At 64.5% G+C, this 14,810-nt stretch carries 11 protein-coding genes, 2 tRNA genes and 3 rRNA genes; 6 read left to right on the forward strand and 10 right to left on the reverse strand.

Annotated elements, in window-relative coordinates; genetic code table 11:
- Positions 1–164: 164 nt before the first annotated feature.
- The 5 genes from rrf to HNQ52_RS05410 all read right to left on the reverse strand — a co-directional run bounded on the left by rrf (position 165) and on the right by HNQ52_RS05410 (position 5,385).
- Positions 165–277: ribosomal RNA gene (gene rrf / locus HNQ52_RS05390) — 5S ribosomal RNA — on the reverse strand.
- A 171-nt stretch (positions 278–448) separates the two neighbouring features.
- Positions 449–3,328 (reverse strand): 23S ribosomal RNA (locus HNQ52_RS05395).
- A gap of 205 nt (positions 3,329–3,533) precedes the next feature.
- Positions 3,534–3,610: transfer RNA gene (locus HNQ52_RS05400), tRNA-Ile, on the reverse strand.
- A 61-nt stretch (positions 3,611–3,671) separates the two neighbouring features.
- Positions 3,672–3,747: transfer RNA gene (locus HNQ52_RS05405), tRNA-Ala, on the reverse strand.
- A 99-nt stretch (positions 3,748–3,846) separates the two neighbouring features.
- A 16S ribosomal RNA gene (locus tag HNQ52_RS05410) occupies positions 3,847–5,385 on the reverse strand.
- Together the 16S, 23S and 5S rRNA genes with 2 tRNA genes alongside form the textbook arrangement of a ribosomal RNA operon.
- A gap of 519 nt (positions 5,386–5,904) precedes the next feature.
- Here HNQ52_RS05410 and HNQ52_RS05415 point away from each other — a divergent pair.
- Both HNQ52_RS05415 and HNQ52_RS05420 read left to right on the forward strand, forming a co-directional pair.
- A complete protein-coding gene (locus HNQ52_RS05415) occupies positions 5,905–6,360 on the forward strand; it encodes a DUF192 domain-containing protein (protein ID WP_246387620.1) in 456 nt (151 codons plus the stop codon).
- Between the two features lie 21 nt (positions 6,361–6,381).
- Positions 6,382–7,227, forward strand: a complete 846-nt coding sequence (locus HNQ52_RS05420) for a SirB1 family protein (protein WP_183960098.1) — start codon at positions 6,382–6,384, stop codon at positions 7,225–7,227.
- A gap of 18 nt (positions 7,228–7,245) precedes the next feature.
- Here HNQ52_RS05420 and HNQ52_RS05425 read toward each other — a convergent pair whose 3' ends face one another.
- A complete protein-coding gene (locus HNQ52_RS05425) occupies positions 7,246–7,425 on the reverse strand; it encodes a rubredoxin (RefSeq protein ID WP_183960099.1) in 180 nt (59 codons plus the stop codon).
- A gap of 72 nt (positions 7,426–7,497) precedes the next feature.
- On the opposite strand from HNQ52_RS05425, the gene thiE reads away from it, so the two are divergent.
- From thiE to HNQ52_RS05445, 4 genes are all read left to right on the forward strand, one after another.
- The gene (thiE, locus tag HNQ52_RS05430; RefSeq protein WP_183960100.1) at positions 7,498–8,115 is read left to right on the forward strand and encodes a thiamine phosphate synthase; all 618 of its coding nucleotides are present in this window, start codon (positions 7,498–7,500) and stop codon (positions 8,113–8,115) included.
- Positions 8,112–9,398 (forward strand): glutamate-1-semialdehyde 2,1-aminomutase, encoded by a 1,287-nt coding sequence (hemL, locus tag HNQ52_RS05435; RefSeq protein WP_183960101.1) that lies wholly within the window; start codon positions 8,112–8,114, stop codon positions 9,396–9,398. The genes thiE and hemL overlap by 4 nt, the downstream gene beginning before the upstream one ends.
- Positions 9,395–10,279 (forward strand): ion transporter, encoded by an 885-nt coding sequence (locus tag HNQ52_RS05440; RefSeq protein ID WP_183960102.1) that lies wholly within the window; start codon positions 9,395–9,397, stop codon positions 10,277–10,279. The genes hemL and HNQ52_RS05440 overlap by 4 nt, the downstream gene beginning before the upstream one ends.
- Positions 10,280–10,355: 76 nt before the next feature.
- Entirely contained in the window at positions 10,356–11,471 is a 1,116-nt protein-coding gene (locus HNQ52_RS05445) for a trans-sulfuration enzyme family protein (RefSeq protein ID WP_183960103.1), read from the forward strand.
- A gap of 15 nt (positions 11,472–11,486) precedes the next feature.
- On the opposite strand, the gene HNQ52_RS05450 is transcribed toward HNQ52_RS05445, so the two are convergent.
- Genes HNQ52_RS05450 through HNQ52_RS05465 form a run of 4 tightly spaced genes read right to left on the reverse strand, consistent with a single transcriptional unit; the run spans position 11,487 to position 14,806 of the window.
- Complete coding sequence (locus tag HNQ52_RS05450; protein WP_183960104.1) at positions 11,487–12,713, reverse strand: acetylornithine/succinylornithine family transaminase; 1,227 nt, start codon at positions 12,711–12,713, stop codon at positions 11,487–11,489.
- 27 nt (positions 12,714–12,740) lie between these two features.
- Positions 12,741–13,547: an aminotransferase class IV gene (locus HNQ52_RS05455; RefSeq protein WP_183960105.1), complete on the reverse strand. Its 807-nt coding sequence runs from the start codon at positions 13,545–13,547 to the stop codon at positions 12,741–12,743.
- Between the two features lie 10 nt (positions 13,548–13,557).
- Complete coding sequence (locus HNQ52_RS05460; RefSeq protein ID WP_183960106.1) at positions 13,558–13,977, reverse strand: VOC family protein; 420 nt, start codon at positions 13,975–13,977, stop codon at positions 13,558–13,560.
- Positions 13,978–13,987: 10 nt separating this feature from the next.
- Positions 13,988–14,806, reverse strand: a complete 819-nt coding sequence (locus HNQ52_RS05465) for an SDR family oxidoreductase (RefSeq protein WP_183960107.1) — start codon at positions 14,804–14,806, stop codon at positions 13,988–13,990.
- Between the last annotated feature and the right edge of the window lie 4 nt (positions 14,807–14,810).

Genomic DNA, 14,810 nt, shown 5'->3' on the forward strand with positions numbered 1-14,810 from the left:
GGATTTCGACTCCATGAGGATCGGATTTTCTCGATTATTCAGCCGAAGCCCTCGCTTTCCTGGAATGCCTCAGCGCAGGCTGCGCCGTTGAATTTATCGTGCGCAAATTATCGTCCGCACAGACAAACGCCCCGATCGTGGGATCGGGGCGTTTGGGGAGAAGACCCTGGCGATGACCTACTCTTGCATGCGCATGCACACTACCATCGGCGCAGCTGCGTTTCACTTCCGAGTTCGGGATGGGATCGGGTGGTGCCACAGCGCTATGTTCACCAGGGAGAGGGTGGAGGGTCGCGTCGTGTGTGGGATCGATGCCATCGGAGACGCCGGATGGTCGATCGCATGCACGCACTCGCGCTCACGCTCTCATGGGGTTGGGACGTAACAAGGTATTGTCTGAGGTTTACTGTCTCGATGTGCCATCGAGGACAAGACAACTTGAGGTTATATGATCAAGCCGCACGGATCATTAGTACTGGTAAGCTCAATGGGTTGCCCCACTTACACACCCAGCCTATCAACGACGTGGTCTACATCGTTCCTTTAGGGGAGTCGAGCTCCCGGGAGATCTCATCTTGAGGCGCGCTTCCCGCTTAGATGCTTTCAGCGGTTATCGCTTCCGAACGTAGCTACCCGGCAATGCCACTGGCGTGACAACCGGAACACCAGGGGTTCGTCCACTCCGGTCCTCTCGTACTAGGAGCAGCCCCTCTCAAATCTCCAACGCCCATGGCAGATAGGGACCGAACTGTCTCACGACGTTCTGAACCCAGCTCGCGTACCACTTTAAATGGCGAACAGCCATACCCTTGGGACCGACTACAGCCCCAGGATGTGATGAGCCGACATCGAGGTGCCAAACACCGCCGTCGATATGAACTCTTGGGCGGTATCAGCCTGTTATCCCCGGAGTACCTTTTATCCGTTGAGCGATGGCCCTTCCATACAGAACCACCGGATCACTAAGTCCTACTTTCGTACCTGCTTGATCCGTCGATCTCGCAGTCAAGCACGCTTATGCCTTTGCACACAGTGCGCGATGTCCGACCGCGCTGAGCGTACCTTCGAGCTCCTCCGTTACTCTTTGGGAGGAGACCGCCCCAGTCAAACTACCCACCATACACGGTCCCTGACCCGGATTACGGGCCGAGGTTAGAACGTCAAGCACATCAGGGTGGTATTTCAAGGTTGGCTCCACCTGATCTGGCGACCAGGTTTCGACGCCTCCCACCTATCCTACACAGACGAACTCAACGTTCAGTGTAAAGCTATAGTAAAGGTTCACGGGGTCTTTCCGTCTTGCCACGGGAACGCTGCATCTTCACAGCGATTTCAATTTCACTGAGTCTCGGGTGGAGACAGCGCCGCTGTCGTTACGCCATTCGTGCAGGTCGGAACTTACCCGACAAGGAATTTCGCTACCTTAGGACCGTTATAGTTACGGCCGCCGTTTACTGGGGCTTCGATCAAGAGCTTCGCCTTGCGGCTGACCCCATCAATTAACCTTCCAGCACCGGGCAGGCGTCACACCCTATACGTCCACTTTCGTGTTTGCAGAGTGCTGTGTTTTTGATAAACAGTCGCAGCGGCCTGGTCACTGCGACCCCCGATCGCTGTAGCACGCACGTGCCACGATCGAGGGTGCACCTTCTCCCGAAGTTACGGTGCTATGTTGCCTAGTTCCTTCACCCGAGTTCTCTCAAGCGCCTGAGGATTCTCACCCTGCCTACCTGTGTCGGATTACGGTACGGTCTGCGTGACCTGAAGCTTAGAAGATTTTCCTGGAAGCGTGGGATCAGTGACTTCGTCCAGATGGACTCGTCTCGGTGCTCGGCGTTAACAGGATCCCGGATTTGCCTAAGATCCCCGCCTACCTCCTTTCTCCGGGACAACCAACGCCCGGTACACCTACCCTTCTCCGTCTCTCCATCGCAGTCACGCGAGGTGCTGGAATATTAACCAGCTTTCCATCGACTACGGCTTTCGCCCTCGCCTTAGGGACCGACTCACCCTGCGCCGATGAACGTTGCGCGAGGAAACCTTGGGCTTTCGGCGGGGGGGCTTTTCACCCCCCTTATCGTTACTCATGTCAGCATTCGCACTTCCGATACCTCCAGCACGCCTTACGACGCACCTTCACAGGCGTACGGAACGCTCCTCTACCGCGCACACCAAAGGTGTACACCCTAAGCTTCGGTATACCGCTTAGCCCCGTTAAATCTTCCGCGCAGGCCGACTCGACCAGTGAGCTATTACGCTTTCTTTAAAGGATGGCTGCTTCTAAGCCAACCTCCTGGCTGTCTGTGCCTTCCCACATCGTTTCCCACTGAGCGGTAATTTTGGGACCTTAGCTGTAGGTCTGGGTTGTTTCCCTTTTCACGACGGACGTTAGCACCCGCCGTGTGTCTCCCGTGCTCGCACTTGCTGGTATTCGGAGTTTGCCATGGGTTGCTAAGACGCGATGTCCCGCTAGCCATAACAGTGCTCTACCCCCAGCAGTGATACACGAGGCGCTACCTAAATAGCTTTCGAGGAGAACCAGCTATCTCCGAGTTTGATTAGCCTTTCACTCCTATCCACAACTCATCCCCTACCTTTTCAACGGGAGTGGGTTCGGGCCTCCAGTGCGTGTTACCGCACCTTCACCCTGGTCATGGATAGATCACTCGGTTTCGGGTCTACACCACGCGACTATTCGCCCTATTCAGACTCGCTTTCGCTTCGCCTCCCCTATTCGGTTAAGCTCGCCACGTAATGTAAGTCGCTGACCCATTATACAAAAGGTACGCAGTCACCCCGAAGGGCTTCCACTGCTTGTACGCATACGGTTTCAGGTTCTATTTCACTCCCCTCGCCGGGGTTCTTTTCGCCTTTCCCTCACGGTACTGGTTCACTATCGGTCAGTCAGGAGTATTTAGCCTTGGAGGATGGTCCCCCCATGTTCAGACAGGGTTTCACGTGCCCCGCCCTACTCACTTATCATCGACAAAGACCTTTCGCATACAGGGCTATCACCTGCTATGGCCGGACTTTCCAGACCGTTTTGCTAGATCAATGCCAACTTTTGGGCTATTCCCCGTTCGCTCGTCACTACTCAGGGAATCTCGGTTGATTTCTTTTCCTCCGGGTACTTAGATATTTCAGTTCCCCGGGTTCGCCTCGTACAGCTATGGATTCACTGCACGATACCCTTGCGGGTGGGTTTCCCCATTCGGACATTGCCGGATCAAAGCTTGTTGCCAGCTCCCCGACACTTTTCGCAGGCTGCCACGTCCTTCATCGCCTCTGACTGCCAAGGCATCCACCGTATGCGCTTAGTCGCTTGATCATATAACCCCAAGTTGCCTCGGGATCACGTCAAACAACAAGTTTGCTTACTTGCCTCAACGACACATTCAAGACAGTTGTCTCAAACGCTTGTTACGTCCCAAATTTTCAAAGAACTCGAGCCAGGCCTCAACGCCTGTCCGATTCAAAATCGTGTGTGTGCGCAGCATCCAGAACGCTCTTCGTCGCTCTTGCATTCCGCAAGATGGTGGGTCTGGGAGGACTCGAACCACCGGCCTCACCCTTATCAGGGGTGCGCTCTAACCACCTGAGCTACAGACCCAATGTGTTGATCGCTTCGACAGGCAACCGTGTACACGGTTGTCTTGAAGGGATTCGCACAGTGGTGGAGCCAGTCGGGATCGAACCGACGACCCCCTGCTTGCAAAGCAGGTGCTCTCCCAGCTGAGCTATGGCCCCGTCAAACGAGGCGGCCACGACGCGCAGCGTCGCAGCCTGTTTCTGGATGCAGGTAACTTGTGAGGACGCCCGTGACGAACGGCCAAGCCTTCATGCTCTAAAGGAGGTGATCCAGCCGCACCTTCCGATACGGCTACCTTGTTACGACTTCACCCCAGTCATGAACCACTCCGTGGCAAGCGTCCCCCTTGCGGTTAGACTACCTGCTTCTGGAGCAGCCCACTCCCATGGTGTGACGGGCGGTGTGTACAAGGCCCGGGAACGTATTCACCGCGACATTGCTGATTCGCGATTACTAGCGATTCCGACTTCACGCAGTCGAGTTGCAGACTGCGATCCGGACTGAGATCGGGTTTCTGGGATTGGCTCCACCTCGCGGTCTTGCTGCCCTCTGTCCCGACCATTGTAGTACGTGTGTAGCCCTGGCCGTAAGGGCCATGATGACTTGACGTCATCCCCACCTTCCTCCGGTTTGTCACCGGCAGTCTCCTTAGAGTTCCCACCTTTACGTGCTGGCAACTAAGGACAAGGGTTGCGCTCGTTGCGGGACTTAACCCAACATCTCACGACACGAGCTGACGACAGCCATGCAGCACCTGTGTTCCGATTCCCGAAGGCACTCCCGCGTCTCCGCAGGATTCCGGACATGTCAAGGCCAGGTAAGGTTCTTCGCGTTGCATCGAATTAAACCACATACTCCACCGCTTGTGCGGGCCCCCGTCAATTCCTTTGAGTTTCAGTCTTGCGACCGTACTCCCCAGGCGGCGAACTTAACGCGTTAGCTTCGACACTGAGCTCCGAGTTGAGCCCAACATCCAGTTCGCATCGTTTAGGGCGTGGACTACCAGGGTATCTAATCCTGTTTGCTCCCCACGCTTTCGTGCCTCAGCGTCAGTCATGGTCCAGGTGGCCGCCTTCGCCACGGATGTTCCTCCCGATCTCTACGCATTTCACCGCTACACCGGGAATTCCACCACCCTCTACCTGACTCTAGCTCGCCAGTATCCAATGCCATTCCCAGGTTGAGCCCAGGGCTTTCACATCGGACTTAACAAACCGCCTACGCACGCTTTACGCCCAGTAATTCCGATTAACGCTTGCACCCTTCGTATTACCGCGGCTGCTGGCACGAAGTTAGCCGGTGCTTATTCTTACGGTACCGTCATGACCCGGGGATATTCACCCCAGGCTTTTCTTCCCGTACAAAAGGGCTTTACAACCCGAAGGCCTTCTTCACCCACGCGGCATTGCTGGATCAGGCTTGCGCCCATTGTCCAATATTCCCCACTGCTGCCTCCCGTAGGAGTCTGGACCGTGTCTCAGTTCCAGTGTGGCTGATCATCCTCTCAGACCAGCTACGGATCGTCGCCTTGGTGGGCCTTTACCCCGCCAACTAGCTAATCCGACATCGGCTCCTCCAATCGCGTGAGGCCTTGCGGTCCCCCACTTTCACCCGTAGGTCGTATGCGGTATTAGCGTAAGTTTCCCTACGTTATCCCCCACGACTGGGCAGATTCCGATGCATTCCTCACCCGTCCGCCACTCGCCGCCAGGGTTGCCCCCGCGCTGCCGTTCGACTTGCATGTGTTAGGCATGCCGCCAGCGTTCAATCTGAGCCAGGATCAAACTCTTCACTTAAAATTGCAGAAGGCCGAAACCTTCAATCTTCTGAGCGAGTCGTTCCGATCCCAAGCTTCATTGCTGACTCTTGGTTCGTGAACTCTCTGCAATGGACTCGTCGTCGCATCACAGGCGTCCACACAAATTACCTGCGCACACTGTCAAAGATCTTCGAACGGTGCGGAGAGGCCTTCGCCTCCATCCGCGACAGCCGGACGTTTCGTCCAACCGAGCCGCACATCTTACATCGAATTTCACGTCCGTCAACACCTCGGCACGGACTTTCTTTCGGTCCCCTCCCAACAGCGGTCGGGCATTTCGCCTCAACCCCGTCGCGGGGGCCGACCATTATGCATGGGCCGGGAGGCACGTACAAGAGGGCCGGACGTGCACGGTTGCGCCGATGCCCGTGGCCGACAACGCGGCCCGCAGCCTGGCGCAAGCGCAAGACAGCCCGGAGAGGTTCGGCTATCGTCGGGCTGCAGTCAGCGTGGCGACAGCGGGGTGTGCATGAGCGTGCGGGGCAAGAGTGGGTGGATGGCGCTGATCGCGCTGGCGATGACGGCACTCGGCGGCTGCGCGGGTGCGACGGGGCCGTGGGTCGAGCTCGGGGGCCAGCGGTTTTTCGTGGAGATCGCGGACAGCGACGAGGAGCGCGCGCGCGGCCTGATGTTCCGCGACACGATGGCGCGGGATCGCGGAATGCTGTTCCTGTTCGAGCGACAGGAACCGCAGGCGTTCTGGATGCGCAATACGCGCATTCCGCTCGACATCTTCTACTTCGACGCACAACGCCGGCTGGTGTCGGTCGCGGCCGGCGTGCCGCCGTGCACCACGCCGCGCTGTCCGTCGTATCCGAGCGCGGGGCCGGCGCAGTATGTGCTGGAGCTCAATGCGGGATTGTCGCGCGAGTTGAAGACCGTCGCGGGCGATGCCATCACGTTTTCGCCCGACATCGACGCGCAGCTCGCCGGTTCCCTTGATTCACGCTAGGACGCAACCCACGTGAACGCCATGGATCTCCGCCGCCAGACCGCCGAATGGGACGCGTTGTGCACGCTGCCCGACGACGACATTCCGTTGCTGCGCGCGACGCTGCTGATCGCCAGCGACGAGTACCCGGACCTGGACGTGGCGGCGTACGAATCGATCTGCTCGGGTTACGAGCGCGAACTTGCGCCGACCGTCGAGGCGCTCGACGAGCCGCAGGCCAAGCTTGCGCGGATCAATCGCTACCTGTTCGACGAGCTCGGCTTCACCGGCAACCAGAACGACTACTACGATCCGCGCAACAGCTACCTCAACGATGTGCTCGATCGCAAGCTCGGCATCCCGATCAGCCTGGGCGTGGTGCAGATGGAGCTGGCGCGGCGCATGGGCGTACCGCTGGAAGGCGTCTCGTTTCCCGGGCATTTCCTCGTGCGGTTGCCGGTGGACGGCGGGCTGCTGGTGCTCGATCCGTACCACAAGGGCCGGTCGATCGATGCGCAGGAGCTGAAGCTGCGCGCGCGCCCGCACCTGGGCGGCAACGACATCGACGACCAGCAATTGCTGCAGATCCTCTCGCCGGCGAGTCACCGCGCGATCCTCACGCGCATGCTGCGCAATCTCAAGGGGCTCTACGCCGAGCGCGAAACCTGGGACAAGGCGCTGCGCTGCGCGGACCGGCTGGTGCGGCTGGATCCGAACGGCGCGGACGAGGTCCGCGATCGCGGTCAGCTGTACGCGCGGCTCGGACACGGCAGCGCGGCGAGCCGGGATCTGTCGCGCTACCTGCAACTGCGACCGGAGGCCGACGACGTGGATGCCGTCCGCACGGCGCTGATCGACGCGGGCGCGGCGACGCCGCGGTTGAACTGATGCGGCGCGGCGCCGGGCTCAGTCGATCTCGACCATCTCGAAGTCGTCCTTGGTGACGCCGCAATCCGGGCAGGTCCACGTGGCGGGTACGTCGGCCCAGCGCGTTCCCGGCGCGATGCCCTCGTCGGGCACGCCCCTGGCCTCGTCGTAGATGTATCCGCAGACCACGCACATCCACGTGCGATACGCCTCCGCCATGTTCGATCCTTGTTCGCGCCCGGTGGCGCCGTTGCCGGCATTGTCGCATCCGGGGCGGCGGGACGAAAACCGATGACGGCGCGCGGTCTCTATCTGCTGACGCCCGACGAGGACGACACGGCGCGCCTGCTGCGCCGCGTCGCATCGGCGTTGCACGGTGGCGTCGCGTGGCTGCAGTACCGCAACAAGGCGGCCGATGCGGCGCTGCGCGCGCAGCAGGCGCATGCGCTGGCGGCGTTGTGCGCGCGCTTCGACGTGCCGCTGCTGATCAACGACGATGTCGCGCTGGCACTGCAGCTGCGTGCCGGCGTGCACCTGGGCGAACACGACGGCGACATCGCCGCGGCGCGGAGCGCACTGGGCCCGGACGCGTTGATCGGCGCCTCGTGTTACGACGACGCGGCGCTCGCCACGCGCGCGGTGGAGGCCGGCGCGAGCTACGTGGCCTTCGGTGCGTTTTTCGCCTCGTCCACCAAGCCGCACGCGCGCCGCGCATCGCTGTCGCTGCTGCGCGGTGCCGCGACGCTGGGCGTGCCGCGGGTGGCGATCGGCGGGATAACGCCCGACAATGGACGATCCCTCGTCGACGCCGGCGCGGATCTGCTCGCCGTCATCTCGGGCGTGTTCGACGCACCCGATCCCGCCGCGGCCGTCGCCGCCTACAACGCCTGCTTCAGGAATCCCGCATGAGCCGCACCAACCACGACCTGTTCGCACGCGCACGATCGCTGATGCCGGGTGGCGTCAATTCGCCGGTGCGTGCGTTCAAGTCGGTGGGCGGCGAGCCGTTCTTCACCGCGCGCGCGGACGGTCCCTTCCTGTGGGATGTCGAAGGCAAACGCTATATCGACTACGTCGGTTCGTGGGGCCCGATGATCGTCGGCCACAACCATCCGCAGGTGCGCGAGGCGGTGGAGCGTGCGATCCGCGACGGGCTCAGTTTCGGCACGCCGTGCCCCGCGGAAGTGACGATGGCGCAGGCCATCGTCGATCTCGTGCCGTCGATCGAGATGGTGCGCATGGTGAACTCGGGCACCGAGGCCACGATGTCGGCGATCCGTCTCGCGCGCGGTGCGACCGGGCGTGCGCGCATCGTCAAGTTCGAAGGCTGCTACCACGGCCACGGCGATGCCTTTCTCGTGAAGGCGGGGTCGGGCGCGCTGACGTTCGGCACGCCGACCTCGCCGGGCGTGCCGAAGGCGCTCGCGGACCTCACGCTGACGCTGCCGTACAACGACTTCGACGCGGCCACCGCGCTGTTCGACGCGCTCGGCGGCGACATCGCCGGGCTCATCGTCGAACCGGTCGCCGGCAACATGAACTGCATCCTGCCGCGCGAGGGCTATCTGCAGCATCTGCGCGCGCTGTGCACGCAACACGGCGCGCTGCTGATCTTCGACGAGGTGATGACCGGCTTCCGCGTGGCGCTCGGCGGCGCGCAGGCGCATTACGGCGTGACGCCGGACCTCACCACCTTCGGCAAGATCATCGGCGGCGGCATGCCGGTGGGCGCGTACGGCGGATCGCGCGCGCTGATGGAACAGATCGCGCCGACCGGGCCGATCTATCAGGCCGGCACGCTGAGCGGCAATCCGGTGGCGATGGCGGCCGGGCTTGCCATGCTCGAACTGATCCGCGCGCCGGGCTTCCACGACGAACTGGCGCGCCGCACGCGCCTGCTGTGCGACGGCCTGCAGGCCGTGGCCGACGGCGCCGGCGTGCCGTTTTCCACCACGCGCGTCGGCGCGATGTTCGGACTGTTCTTCAGCGCCGAACGGGTGGAGACGTTTGCCCAGGCGATGGCCTGCGACGTGAACGCGTTCAACACGTTTTTCCACGCGATGCTCGAGCGCGGCGTGTACCTGGCACCGTCGGCGTTCGAGGCCGGATTCCTGTCGGCTGCACACTCGGGCGACGTCATCGCCGCCACGCTCGACGCCGCACGCGGCGCCTTTGCGCAGGTTCGCGGATGAACGCGGACGCGCCGGACCGCGACGTGCGCGCCGGCGTGTTCGAACGCGAGTTCCTCGCGGCCAGCGACACCGGTGCGCGCAATCGATGGTATCGGTGGATCTTCCATCACGACAGCGCCGGCGAACGCAACTTCGATCTGCTGCTGATCGTGGCCATCCTCGCCAGCGTGGCGGTGGTGATGCTCGACAGCGTGCCGCGCATCCGGGCCGACTGGCACCGCTGGCTGTATGCCGCCGAATGGGCGTTCACGCTGCTTTTCACCGTCGAGTACGCGATGCGCCTGTGGGTGGTGCGGCGGCCGTGGCGTTACGCGACGAGTTTCTTCGGCATCATCGATCTGCTCGCGATCCTGCCCACCTATCTGTCGTTGCTGTTCCTGGGCAGCAACACGCTGATCGTGGTGCGCGTGCTGCGCCTGCTGCGCATCTTCCGCGTGCTCAAGCTGGTCGAATATTCGAGCGAGGCCGGCGTGCTGATGACGGCGCTGCTCGGCAGCAGGCGCAAGATCTTCGTGTTCGTGTGCACCGTGCTGACCATCGTGGTGATCTTCGGCGCATTGATGTACGTGATCGAAGGGCCGGCACACGGCTTCACCAGCATTCCGACCGGCATGTACTGGGCCGTGGTAACGATGGCCACGGTGGGATTCGGCGACATCGCGCCGGGCACGCCGCTGGGGCGGTTCGTGACCTCGATCCTGATCCTGATCGGCTACAGCATCATCGCCGTGCCGACCGGCATCTACACCGCGGAGCTCGCCAACACGCTGCGGCCGAAGCGCCGCGCAAGCGCCTGCGCGCAGTGCCGGCTCGCCGACCACGAGAGCGACGCGCAGCATTGCCGGCGGTGCGGCGCGGCGCTGCCGGCCGACGGCACCTGAGCTGCGCCGCGACGCGCCACTGTCGCATACTGACCTGCATTCGGCGCCAGTGGGGGCGCCGTCGACGGAGCCGACGATGCGCCTTGAAACCCTTGCCGTCCACGCCGGCGGCGCACCGGATGCCGCCACCGGCGCGGTGACGCCGCCGCTGCATTTCGCGACCACGTTCCGGCACGGGCCGGCGGGCGAACGCGTGGACGGGTACGAGTACCAGCGCGAGGGCAATCCCACCAACGACCGCCTGCGCGAAGCCATCGCCACGCTCGAAGGCGGCGCGGCGGCGCTGACGTTCGCGTCCGGCATGGCGGCGATGTCCGCCCTGCTCGAATCGCTGCCCGCCGGTGCCCGCGTGCTGTTCCCGGACGACTGCTACACCGGCACGCGCGTGCTGTGTGGCGAGTTCCTGCCGCAGCGCGGGGTCATGTCCGCGGCGGTCGACATGGCCGACGCCGACGCGGTGCGCGCGGCGTGCGCCGACGGCGTTGCGGTGCTCTGGGCGGAGACACCGTCCAATCCGCGCCTGAAACTGTGCGACATCGCCGCGCTCGCCGACATCGCGCATGCGCACGGGGCGCTGCTGGCCTGCGACAACACGTTCGCCACGCCCGTGCTGCAGCGCCCGCTCGCGCTCGGCGCCGACGTGGTGATGCATTCGACGACGAAGTATTTCGGCGGCCACAGCGACGTGCTCGGCGGCGCGCTCGTCTTCGCGCGCGAGGACGCGCTGTTCGAACGCGTCGCGCACCGCCTGCACGTGACCGGCGCGACGATGGCACCGTTCAGTGCGTGGCTGACGTTGCGCGGCTGCCGCTCGCTGCCGGCGCGCATGGCGATGCACTGCTCGAACGCGCGGCGCGTGGCGGACTTTCTTGCCGGCCGCGGCGAAATCGAGCGGGTCAACTACCCCGGCCTGGCGTCGCATCCGGGGCACGCCATCGCCGCACGCCAGATGCGCGATTTCGGCGGCATGCTGTCGCTGGAATTTCGCGGCGGGCGTGAGGCCGCGTTGCGCTTCGCGGGACGGCTGAACCTGTTCACCAACGCGACATCGCTGGGCGGCTGCGAATCGCTCGTCGAGCACCGCGCGTCGGTGGAAGGCGCAGCACCGGTGTCGCCGCAGAACCTGCTGCGGATGTCGGTGGGCCTGGAGCACATCGACGATCTGATCGACGATCTGCAACGGGCCTTCTGAGCCCACGCGGCCGATTCAGGCGACGACGAAGGCCGTCAACGCCGCACGCAGGCGGAGCAAGCCGTCGGCGATGTCCTCGTCGCGGATGTTCAGCGCCGGCACGAAACGCAGCACGTCCGGTCCGGCCTGCAGCAGCAGCAGGCCTTCGCGCGCAGCGTAGTCGAGGATGTCGCTGGCGCGGCCGGCGTAGCGCGGCCTGAGCACGGCGCCGAGCATCAAGCCGCGGCCGCGCAGTTCGCCGAAGAGATCGAACTCCCGGCCGAGCGCGCCGAGACCATCGCGCAGCGCCTGCGACTGCCGCGCGACGTTGGCGAGCAGCGCCGGCGACGACAGCTTGCGCAGTGCCACGCGCGCGACGGACGCCGCCAGCGGATTGCCGCCGAACGTGGTGCCGTGCGCGCCGAATTGCAGGGTGGTGGCGGCGCGTTCGCCGACCAGCATCGCGCCGATCGGAAAGCCGCAGCCCAGGCCCTTCGCAAGCGTCATCACGTCCGGCGCGATGCCGTCCCACTGGTGCGCCCACAGCGTGCCGGTGCGGCCGACGCCGCTCTGGATTTCGTCGAGCACGAGCAGTGCGCCGCGCGCGTCGCAGCGCGCGCGCAGGTGCCGGAGGAAACCGTCGGCCGCGGGCACCACGCCGCCCTCGCCCTGGATCGGTTCGACCAGCACCGCGGCCACGCTGTCGTCGAAGGCGGCGTCGAAGGCGTCGATGTCGTTGAAATCGCAGTAGCGGAATCCGCCCGGCAGCGGTTCGAAGCCATCGTGGTATTTCGGTTGCGCGGTGGCCGTGACAGCCGCGAGCGTGCGGCCGTGGAACGAGCCGCGGAACGTCAGGATGGTGCGACGCGACGGATCACGGCCTTGGGCCGTGGCCCAGCGCCGCACCAGCTTGATCGCCGCCTCGTTGGCCTCGGTGCCGGAGTTGCAGAAGAACACGCGTTGCGCGAAGCCGCTCGCCTGCACCAGTTCTTCGGCCAGGCGCAGCGGCGGTTCGCTGTGGAAGACGTTGCTCGTGTGCCAGAGCCGGCCGGCCTGCGCGACGAGCGCGGCAACGATGTCCGGATCGCCGTGACCGAGCGCGCTGACCGCGATGCCGGCGGTGAAGTCGACGTACTCGCGTCCGTCCATGTCCCACACGCGCGAGCCCGCGCCGCGGTCGAGCACGAGTTCGCGCTGGCGGTAGACCGGTACGAGATAGTCGCGGCCACGGGCGAGCAATTGTGCGGTGTCGAGTGTGGTCATCGGGGAGGATACGGTCCGGAGGTGGGATCAGATCGCTTGCGCGGCGTTGCTGTCGTGGCAGGCGACGAGGCATTGGGTGAAGGCGTCGTCGACGGCGAATGCGATGTCGTCGATCGCGACGACCGGATGGCCGACACCGCCGGCATTGCAGACGAACGCGCCGTCGAACGTCGCCAGCAGCGTGCGGGGGACGCTGCATCGCTGCGCCGCGATGCCGGCGCGCGCGAGGCCATCGCTCAGCAGGCGCATCGCGACACCGTCGAGCTGCGGCGCGTCCGGCCACACGATGCGGTCGTCGGCGCGGAAGCCGATGTTCCAGACCGTGCCTTCGGATATGCAATCGTGGCGATCGACGAACAGCGCATCGTCGAAACCGTCGCGCCGCGCCTGCGCGCGCAGCTGGATCGACGCGAACGTGCCGACGTGCTTGATCTGCGGCAGGAAGCGTTCGTGTTCGACGGTGCACAGGCGCAGCGGCCGCAGGCTGCGTTGCGTCGGCGGCGACACGCCGACGAGCACCGCGACGCGCGCCGGCGACGGCATCGCGTCGAGGCGCCAGTCGGACGGAAACACGGTGATGCGGACCGCCGCATCGCGCGTGCCGCCGAGCGCGTCGCGCAGCAGCATCCGCACATGCTGCGGGTCCAGATCCGTCGCGTACAGCGCGCGCGTGGCGTCGCGCAGCCGCGCCAGGTGCAGGTCGAGTCCGCGCACCGCGCCGCCACGCACCTGGAAGCTGGTGAAATGGCCGTGGTTGAGGCGCGCGACGTGCGCGAGCTGCGCCGCGGTTGCGTCGCCGCCGTCGAGACGAAAACGCGGCGCGAACGTGCTCACGCGACGCCGTTCACCAGCTGCCGGTGTTGGGCATCGACAGCCACGGCTCCTGCGGCGGCAGGGCCTGGCCACGCTGCAGCAATTCGATCGAGATCCGGTCCGGCGAGCGCACGAAGGCCATGCGGCCGTCGCGCGGCGGACGGTTGATCTCGATGCCCATCGCCTGCAGGTGCGCGCAGGTAGCATGGATGTCGTCCACCTCGAAGGCGAGGTGACCGAAGTTGCGCGCGCCGCCGTAGTCCTCGACGTCGTAGTTATGCGTGAGCTCGATTTCGGCCTCGGGGTTGGCCGGCGCGCCAAGGTACACCAGCGTGAAGCGGCCGGCCGGGTAGTCGCGCCGGCGCGTTTCGACCAGGCCCAGGCCGTCGCGGAAGAACCGCAGCGAGGCCTCGAGGTCGGACACGCGGACCATGGCGTGGAGGTACTTCATCGGGCGGCCCTCAGTCGAGGAACAGGTCGGGGAGCGGCGTCTGCGACGGATCGACGGCGTAGCGGTCGAAGCTGTCGACGCCGGCCTCGCGCAGCACCTCCTCGTCGATCAGGAAGCGTCCGGTGAAGCCCGCCGCGGGGCGCGTCAGCACCGCGTGCGCCGCGTCGGCGACGATCGCGGGCGTGCGGCAACGGGCGAGATCGATGCCCGGGATCATGTTGAGCGCGTCGGTGGCGATGATGGTGCGCGGCCACAGCGCATTGATCGCGATGCCGCTGTCGCGCAACTCGGCGGCAAGCCCCAGCGTGACCAGGCTCATGCCCATCTTGGCCAGGGTGTAGCCGGTGTGCGGTCCCCACCATTTCGGATCGAGCGACGGCGGCGGCGCCAGCGTGAGGATGTGCGGATTCGCCGCGCGCCGCAGGTGCGGCAGGCAGATCTGCGAACACAGGAAGGTGCCGCGCGCGTTGACCTGCTGCATGAGGTCGAAGCGCTTCATCGGCGTGTTGTCCACGCCGTGCAGCCAGATGGCGCTGGCGTTGTTGACCAGGATGTCGATGCCGCCGAAACGCGCCACCGCGGCCTCCACGGCGGCGCGGATCTGGTCTTCCTCGCGGATGTCGCACTGCACGGCCAGGCCCTGTCCGCCGGCGGCATCGACCGCGGCCGCGGCCGAATGGATGGTGCCGGGCAATTTCGGATTGGGCACGGCGGATTTTGCCGCGATCACCACGTTGGCGCCGTCGCGCGCGGCGCGCTGCGCGATGGCAAGGCCGATGCCGCGCGAGGCGCCGGTGATGAAGAGGGTCTTGCCGTGCAGATCGGGCATGCGG

It is taken from the genome of Chiayiivirga flava, assembly GCF_014202825.1.
In the GTDB taxonomy this organism is placed as follows: Bacteria; Pseudomonadota; Gammaproteobacteria; order Xanthomonadales; family Xanthomonadaceae; genus Chiayiivirga; species Chiayiivirga flava.